At 51.1% G+C, this 7908-nt stretch carries 6 protein-coding genes; 3 read left to right on the top strand and 3 right to left on the bottom strand.

What is annotated here, in order from left to right:
* Positions 1 to 389: 389 nt before the first annotated feature.
* The 3 genes from hemG to BZG83_RS09070 all read right to left on the bottom strand — a co-directional run bounded on the left by hemG (position 390) and on the right by BZG83_RS09070 (position 3120).
* A complete protein-coding gene (gene hemG / locus BZG83_RS09080; protein WP_077480207.1) occupies positions 390 to 935 on the bottom strand; it encodes a menaquinone-dependent protoporphyrinogen IX dehydrogenase in 546 nt (181 codons plus the stop codon).
* A 21-nt stretch (positions 936 to 956) separates the two neighbouring features.
* Positions 957 to 2414: a TrkH family potassium uptake protein gene (locus tag BZG83_RS09075; RefSeq protein WP_069586516.1), complete on the bottom strand. Its 1458-nt coding sequence runs from the start codon at positions 2412 to 2414 to the stop codon at positions 957 to 959.
* Between the two features lie 67 nt (positions 2415 to 2481).
* Complete coding sequence (locus BZG83_RS09070) at positions 2482 to 3120, bottom strand: YigZ family protein (RefSeq protein WP_077480206.1); 639 nt, start codon at positions 3118 to 3120, stop codon at positions 2482 to 2484.
* 209 nt (positions 3121 to 3329) lie between these two features.
* On the opposite strand from BZG83_RS09070, the gene fadB reads away from it, so the two are divergent.
* The 3 genes from fadB to acuI all read left to right on the top strand — a co-directional run bounded on the left by fadB (position 3330) and on the right by acuI (position 7836).
* On the top strand, positions 3330 to 5507 hold the full coding sequence (fadB, locus tag BZG83_RS09065; RefSeq protein ID WP_077480205.1) for a fatty acid oxidation complex subunit alpha FadB: 2178 nt from the start codon (positions 3330 to 3332) through the stop codon (positions 5505 to 5507).
* A 16-nt stretch (positions 5508 to 5523) separates the two neighbouring features.
* A complete protein-coding gene (fadA, locus tag BZG83_RS09060) occupies positions 5524 to 6687 on the top strand; it encodes an acetyl-CoA C-acyltransferase FadA (RefSeq protein WP_077480204.1) in 1164 nt (387 codons plus the stop codon).
* Positions 6688 to 6843: 156 nt separating this feature from the next.
* The gene (gene acuI, locus BZG83_RS09055) at positions 6844 to 7836 is read left to right on the top strand and encodes an acrylyl-CoA reductase (NADPH) (protein ID WP_077480203.1); all 993 of its coding nucleotides are present in this window, start codon (positions 6844 to 6846) and stop codon (positions 7834 to 7836) included.
* The last annotated feature ends 72 nt before the right edge of the window (positions 7837 to 7908 follow it).

Here is a 7908-nt window from a genome sequence, read left to right as displayed (position 1 = left end):
ACACAGATTGCATAGGTCAAATTGTTAAAGAGCGTTGACTTGCGAAGCGTTGCTTCGCTCGGTCAGGGCTGCGTATATTACTCGCCTTGCCGATGAAGTCAAGAAGAAATTTTATATTTTTGTTGATGCCAACCGGCTAAAACAAAACCTCTTTTTGACTTCCCTAACGCGTTGTCGGCGTTAAGTAGGTGGGCTATCTTAATCATTTAAAAACTTACGTCAAGCGTTTATTTTTATTTGATTTTTTGCCCCGACATGGCCGCTGAGCGCTTGCCCTGTGTGCCGTGTCGATGGAGGCGCATTATAGAGAAGTTGCTCACCTTGGCAAGAGGGAAAAGCGACTTTTTTTAGAAAAAGCCGCCGTTCGGTCAAACAATCAGCGTTATGGCCTAAAAGCGGGCAAATTGCTCGCTGAATTCCGCCACTTTACGCCAATCCGTGTATTCCACTTCCTTGGTCGTGTCCGTTTCCCCACCCGTAATATGCATGATAAAGCGAATCATCACTCGATCGAACCATTTATAGCGCGGGTAGTAGAGTGCGCCCGCAAACACACCATGCAGTTCAGGGGTCCACGGTGACTTCTCGATAAACTTACGGCTATAAGCGCTGGTCTCTGGTGTGTCTTTGCCCGGTTTACGCGCAGTGAGATTGACACTAAAGAATGCAGCTTTCGCCGCTTTGAGCTGTTCAACATGCGTATTGATAAATTGGTACAGCTTTTTATTAAAGTGGCCATATCGGATAGACGCGCCAATCAGCACGCGATCATAATCACTGAGATCGACCTGAGGAAGCTGATGAATATCCTTTATCTCACACTCCGCCGACTCACCCAGCTGCTTCTCGATAAAATGCAGGATCTTCTTGGTCTGCCCTTCTCGGCTAGAGTGCAGTAGTAAGACCTTTTGCGTTGCATCCTGTTGCGCGCTCATGTTCTCTCCTTCCCCATTCGGCTAGCTGCGCCAGAATGTGGGCGTAAATAAAACCAATAACGTGAATATCTCTAAACGGCCAAAAAGCATCGCGAGGATCAATACCCATTTGGCCGTATCATTAATATCACCAAAGTGAGCGGCCACTTCTCCGAGTCCCGGTCCTAAGTTATTGAGGGTCGCAGCAACGGCAGAAAAAGCGGTTAATTCTTCAATCCCCGTCGCAATTAAGGCCAACATGCAAATGACAAAGACCAGCGCGTAAGCCGAGAAGAATCCCCATACGGCATCGACCACTTGTTGCCTTAGCGCCTTATTCCCGACTTTGATGGTATAGACCGCGCGAGGGTGCACTAGCCGTTTTAGCTCCCGTGTTCCTTGCAGAGATAGCAGCAGAATACGGATCACCTTCATCCCGCCACCAGTTGAGCCAGCACAGCCACCAATAAACGATGAAAACAAGAGTAAGACTGGAAGGAACAACGGCCAATGGGCGAACGTCGTCGTGGTATAGCCAGCAGTGGTCGAGATAGAGACAGACTGAAACAAGGCTTGGGTTAATGTCTCTGTCGGACCGTCGTACACTTGGTGCCCGCTTAGCATGGTAAAGACCACCAGCCATAACAAGAACTGAATCACCAAAAAGGCGCGAAACTCAGGGTCACGGAGATAAAATTTAATGTTCAGACCATTATTGGCAAACGCGGCAAAATGCAACGAGAAATTACATGCAGAGATGAGCAGAAAGACAACCGTGATCAGGTTGATGGCGGTGCTATCAAAATGTCCGATACTGGCATCATGGGTCGAAAAGCCCCCAATCGCTACAGTCGAAAAACTGTGCCCAATTGCATCAAAGGCTGACATACCGGCTAGCCAATAGGCCAACGCACAGCTCACGGTCAAGGTCAGATAAATGTACCAAAGCACCTTGGCTGTCTCAGCTATTCGCGGTGTCATCTTGGTATCTTTGACAGGACCAGGGATTTCTGCTCGATAAAGCTGCATTCCCCCGATACCGAGCACAGGCAGAATTGCCACCGCTAACACAATGATCCCCATGCCGCCGAGCCATTGTAGCAATTGACGATAAAACAAAATCGCTTTGGGAAGCTCATCCAACCCCACAATCACGGTTGCACCCGTTGTGGTTAAGCCTGAAAAAGATTCAAAAAAGGCTTCGCTGACGGAGAGATCGGGTTGCTCCGAGAGTATCAAGGGTACCGCGCCCGCGCTGCCAATCACCGTCCAAAACAAGACTACAATCAAAAAGCCGTCACGGGCTTTTAGCTCATGTTTATTGCGACGGTTTGGAAACCATAGTAACCCACCGCCGGCAAGCAATAGAAAGAAGGTCAGTACAAAAGGATAACCTGCACCGTCTCGATATATAAACGCGACCAGCGCTGGTGCGAGCATCGTAATGCTAAACAGGGCCAGTAATAAGCCGACGATGCGGGTGATGGAACGAAATTGCATAGCCTGACGTGGCCCTCTTATCGGCGACAGTATTCAACTGACGTCTCGTCGTTACACGTAAAGCAGGCTAGGTGCCTGACGTTGATTCATTTTCCAGCGGAGACACATGGGCCTGACCGCGGGTCTGGTTTTTTAATGCTTCTAGAAAATCTGCGACAAATCGTGCGTCAATACGCACGGTTAATCGCACATTATGACTGAATTCTGCATCAAGCTGAACGCCGTGGTATTGCTTGAGTAAGGATTCAATTGTATCAATGTGAGCATATTCACAGCTTAAGACGTAAGGAACCGTGACAGCGATTTCTCGCGTTTCCATCATCGCCAACGCTTGTTGCACACTACTTCCGTATGCTTTCACCAAGCCACCAGTACCCAGCTTTACCCCACCGAAGTACCGCACCACCACCGCGCAAATTTCACCGACATTCGCACCAGAAAGCTGCGCGAGCATGGGCTTACCCGCCGTACCTGCAGGTTCACCATCATCGCCACATCCCCACTGTACTGAGGATTCAGGCCGACCCGCGACGAATGCCCAACAGTGATGACGTGCATCTGGATAAGTCTCACGGAGTGATTGAATAAATTGTTTGGCGTCTTCTTCTCCTTGCGTATGAGCAAGGTAGGTAATGAAGCGACTTTTCTTTATCTCCTGCTCACAGCGGACTGTTTGAGCAGGAACCCGATAGGGAGTGATGGACATACACAGCTCGACCCAATACTTTTCCCCGTCAGTCTACCATAGCCCATCAGAGAATAACGCAGTGTAAAGCTTCTACTCACACCACATATTTTAAACATTCGTTTAACTTTTGGTTGTCATTTATTATAACAATGATCCACACTAGGTCGCATCTGGTCTAACCAGAACACTCTTCAACCAGGATGGTACTGCCAACGTGGAGAACGACCATGATCTACCAAGGAGATAACCTTTCAGTTCGTGCATTGGATAACGGCATTGCAGAACTGACGCTGGACAGCCAAGGTTCTGTCAACAAACTGGATCTTGCAACGCTAGAAAGCTTAAACGAAGCGCTGGAAGCGCTTGCGGGCCAAGACATTAAAGGCTTACTACTCACCTCAGCCAAATCAGCCTTTATTGTAGGCGCGGATATCACAGAATTTCTCGGCCTGTTTGCCAAGCCAGATCAGGAACTGTCTGACTGGGTGGCGCGTGCTAACGCTATTTTTAACCGCTTGGAAGACCTACCTTTCCCAACAATCAGTGCCATTAACGGCCATGCTCTTGGCGGTGGTTGTGAGTGCGTACTCGCCACTGACTTACGCGTGGCGAGCACTGACGCCCGTATTGGCCTACCTGAAACCAAACTAGGTATTATGCCGGGCTTTGGGGGGACTGTTCGTTTGCCACGTCTTGTTGGCGCGGATACCGCAATGGAGCTGATTACCGCAGGAAAAGATAAGCGCGCCAGTGCTGCGCTGAAAGAAGGGCTGGTCGACGCAGTGGTAGAGAGCGACAAACTGCGTGATGCCGCGATAGCCATGCTTACTCAAGCCATTGAAGGCAAGATTGATTGGCAAACTCGCCGCCGTCAAAAACAACAACCTTTAGCCCTTAATCGTACCGAAGCGGCGATGAGCTTTACCATGGCCAAAGGCATGGTCGCTCAGGTTGCTGGTAAGCATTACCCCGCCCCGWTGGCGGCCGTAAAGGCGATTGAAGAAGCCGCAAGCCTTGGACGTGATGAGGCGCTTGAGGTTGAGAACCGTTACTTTGTTAAATTGGCCAAGACTGACGTTGCCAAAGCCCTCGTAGGTATTTTCCTCAATGACCAAGTCATTAAGGGCAATGCAAAGAAAGCTGCCAAACAAGGTAAAGATACGCAGCGTGGAGCAGTGCTCGGCGCAGGCATCATGGGCGGTGGTATCGCATATCAATCAGCGCTGAAAGGCGTGCCGGTAATGATGAAAGACATCGCGCCCCAGTCATTGGAACTGGGCATGACGGAAGCGACCAAGTTGTTGAATAAGCAACTTAGCCGCGGTCGCATTGATGGCTTTAAAATGGGCCAAGTGCTGTCGTCAATCACCCCAAGCCTCCACTATGCGGGCATTGAGCATAGCGATGTCGTGGTCGAGGCTGTAGTCGAGAACCCGAAAATCAAAGCGAGCGTGCTCAAAGAAGTCGAAGCGCTAGTCAGTGACGACACGGTCATTGCGTCCAACACCTCTACCATTCCAATTAACACCCTCGCCAAGTCTTTGGCCCGCCCAGAAAACTTCTGTGGCATGCACTTCTTTAACCCGGTTCATCGCATGCCATTAGTGGAAGTGATTCGTGGCGAGAAAACCTCTGATGAAACTATCGCACGCGTGGTGGCTTACGCCGCCAAGATGGGTAAGTCGCCCGTGGTCGTCAACGACTGCCCCGGCTTTTTCGTCAACCGCGTATTGTTCCCCTACTTCCATGCCTTTAGCTTGCTACTGCGTGACGGAGTGGACTTCCAGCGCATTGACAAAATCATGGAAAAACAATTTGGCTGGCCTATGGGCCCTGCTTATCTGCTTGATGTGGTTGGTATCGATACCGCACATCATGCTCAGGCAGTGATGGCAGAAGGCTTCCCAGACCGTATGAGTAAATCTGGCCGTGATGCCATTGATGTGATGTATGAGGCCGAGCGCTTTGGTCAGAAAAATGGCAAAGGCTTCTATCGCTACACCACAGACAAAAAAGGCAAGCCGAAAAAAGAAGCCGATGAAGCAGTCCCTGCGTTGCTCGCCCCCGTGATTGAAGGTGGTCAAGCAGAGATCAGTGACGAGGATATTATCGCTCGTATGATGGTGCCGATGATCAACGAAGTCGCCCGCTGCTTAGAAGAAAACATCATTGCCTCTCCGGCAGAAGCAGACATTGCTTTGGTTTACGGTATCGGCTTCCCTCCATTCCGAGGTGGTGCCTTCCGCTACGTGGATACCTTGGGTGTCGAAAACTATGTCGCCATGGCAGAAAAGTTTGCGGATCTCGGTGCCTTGTATCACGTCCCCGCTGATATGAAACGTCGAGCTGGCGACGAACAGGCTTATTTTGATGTTACACCGGTCAACGCACCGCAATCAGCCTAAGTTTAAGGAGAGAACAATGAACAATGTAGTGATCGTTGACTGTATCCGTACCCCCATGGGCCGTTCGAAAGGCGGTGTATTTCGCAACGTCCGCGCTGAAGATCTATCCGCGCATCTGATGAAATCTCTGCTGGCACGCAACCCTGCGGTAGAAAGCACCAGCATCGAAGACATCTACTGGGGCTGTGTACAGCAAACGCTCGAGCAAGGTTTTAATATTGCCCGTAATGCGGCACTCCTTGCTGGCATTCCACATAGCGTGGGTGCAACCACCGTCAACCGCCTGTGTGGCTCGTCGATGCAGGCTCTCCATGACGCCGCCCGTGCCATTATGGTTGGCGATGGCGATACCTTTTTAATTGGCGGTGTGGAGCACATGGGCCATGTTCCCATGAACCATGGCGTCGACTTCCACCCAGGGCTGTCAAAATCCGTCGCCAAAGCCGCCGGTATGATGGGACTGACCGCAGAAATGCTTGGCCGTATGCACGGCATTAGCCGTGAAATGCAAGATGAGTTTGCGGCGCGCTCCCATGCCCGTGCGCACGCCGCTACCGTTGAAGGCCGCTTTAAAGACGAGATTGCGCCGATTGAAGGCCACGATGCCGATGGCCTGCTCACCTTGGTGGAAAATGATGAAGTGATTCGTCCAGATACCACCGTAGAGAGCCTCGCCGGTTTGCGTCCCGCCTTTGATCCGGCAAACGGCACAGTGACAGCAGGTACTTCATCGGCCCTTTCCGATGGTGCGGCAGCAATGCTAGTGATGAGCGAAGAGAAAGCCAAAGCGCTAGGCCTGCCAATTCGTGCTCGCATCCGCGCGATGGGCGTTGCAGGTTGTGACCCATCCATCATGGGCTATGGCCCGGTCCCAGCGACCAAAAAAGCGCTCAAACGTGCGGGCCTAAGCATCGATGACATTGACTTGGTCGAACTGAATGAGGCATTTGCTGCCCAGTCTTTGCCTTGTGTGAAAGATCTCGGCCTGATGGATAAAATGGATGAAAAGGTTAACCTCAATGGTGGTGCCATTGCGTTAGGACATCCATTAGGGTGTTCAGGCGCACGCATCTCGACCACCTTGTTACATCAAATGGAGCGTCAAGATGCGACAATAGGCTTGGCAACCATGTGTATTGGCTTAGGCCAAGGGATTGCCACCGTGTTCGAGCGCGTGTAATGCCTTCCTTGTGACCATGAAAGAGCGGTGTTTACCGCTCTTTTTTTTTGGTTGCGTCTAACGGCGTTCAATCGCATAGTGATTGATGTAACGCAAGTGGTTGCTTATTCGCACGGCCTAGTATGGCCGCTCACTTATTCCAACCGGGAGAATGCCATGTTTAACGCGCTTGTCCTCGAACAACACGAAAAACAAACCCTCGCGAAGATCACCTCACTCGATGACGATTTGCTGCCTGATGGTAATGTCACCATCAATGTTGATTTCAGCTCCCTCAATTATAAAGACGGCCTAGCCATCACCGGCAAAGGTAAGATTGTTCGCCAATTCCCCATGGTGCCGGGGATAGACTTTGCGGGCACGGTTGCCGATAGCCAGCATCCTGATTATATGCCCGGAGACAAAGTAGTACTGACTGGCTGGGGCGTCGGAGAGTCACACTGGGGTGGCATGGCAGAGAAAGCGCGTGTTAATGGCGACTGGCTCGTTCCCCTTCCTGAGGGGCTCACTGCGCAACAAGCAATGATGGTAGGTACCGCTGGGTTTACCGCCATGTTATGTGTGCAAGCCTTAATCGATGGCGGCGTAAAACCTGAAGATGGTCCTGTGTTAGTCACCGSCGCGAGTGGCGGTGTTGGCTCTGTCGCGGTCACTTTATTACATGCTTTAGGCTATCGCGTCAGTGCCGTCACAGGCCGACTTGAAGCCAACCAAGCGTGGCTTAAACAACTAGGCGCTGACGACGTACTACCGCGTGAGTCCTTTAGCGCACCCGGTCGCCCTCTGGACAAGCAACAGTGGGCTGGCGCAATTGATACCGTAGGCAGTCAAATGCTTGCCAATGTCCTCTCACAAATACAGTACGGGGGCACAGTTGCCGCATGTGGCCTTGCCGGCGGTTTTGATTTACCCGCAACTGTGATGCCGTTTATTTTGCGCAATGTGCGATTGCAAGGTGTTGACTCCGTTTCTTGCCCGAAAGCGCAACGTCAAGCTGCGTGGCAGTCACTCACCAAACTGCTCCCAGCCAGTTACTTTGAACAGGCATGCCACACTATCGCACTGGCGCAAACCCCAGAGTATGCGGATAAAATTATTCAGGGCGAGGTGAAAGGCCGCGTGGTTATTGATATTGCTCACCAAGGCTAATCCACGCAAAAAGGCCAATCTTTGTAAGAGGTTGGCTTTTTTTGGTGACGTACAGACAAAAAAAATCCCGCT

This window comes from Salinivibrio sp. PR919, assembly GCF_001995355.1.
In the GTDB taxonomy this organism is placed as follows: Bacteria; Pseudomonadota; Gammaproteobacteria; order Enterobacterales; family Vibrionaceae; genus Salinivibrio; species Salinivibrio proteolyticus.
Note: the sequence above shows the minus strand (reverse complement) of the source record. Positions and strands in the feature narration are given on the sequence as shown.

Bases quoted from the DNA above. Each gene is read 5' to 3' on its own strand.
- BZG83_RS09070 (WP_077480206.1), bottom strand. From the start codon at position 3,120: ATGTCCATCACTCCCTATCGGGTTCCTGCTCAAACAGTCCGCTGTGAG.
- hemG (WP_077480207.1), bottom strand. From the start codon at position 935: ATGAGCGCGCAACAGGATGCAACGCAAAAGGTCTTACTACTGCACTCT.
- fadA (WP_077480204.1), top strand. From the start codon at position 5,524: ATGAACAATGTAGTGATCGTTGACTGTATCCGTACCCCCATGGGCCGT.
- BZG83_RS09075 (WP_069586516.1), bottom strand. From the start codon at position 2,414: ATGCAATTTCGTTCCATCACCCGCATCGTCGGCTTATTACTGGCCCTG.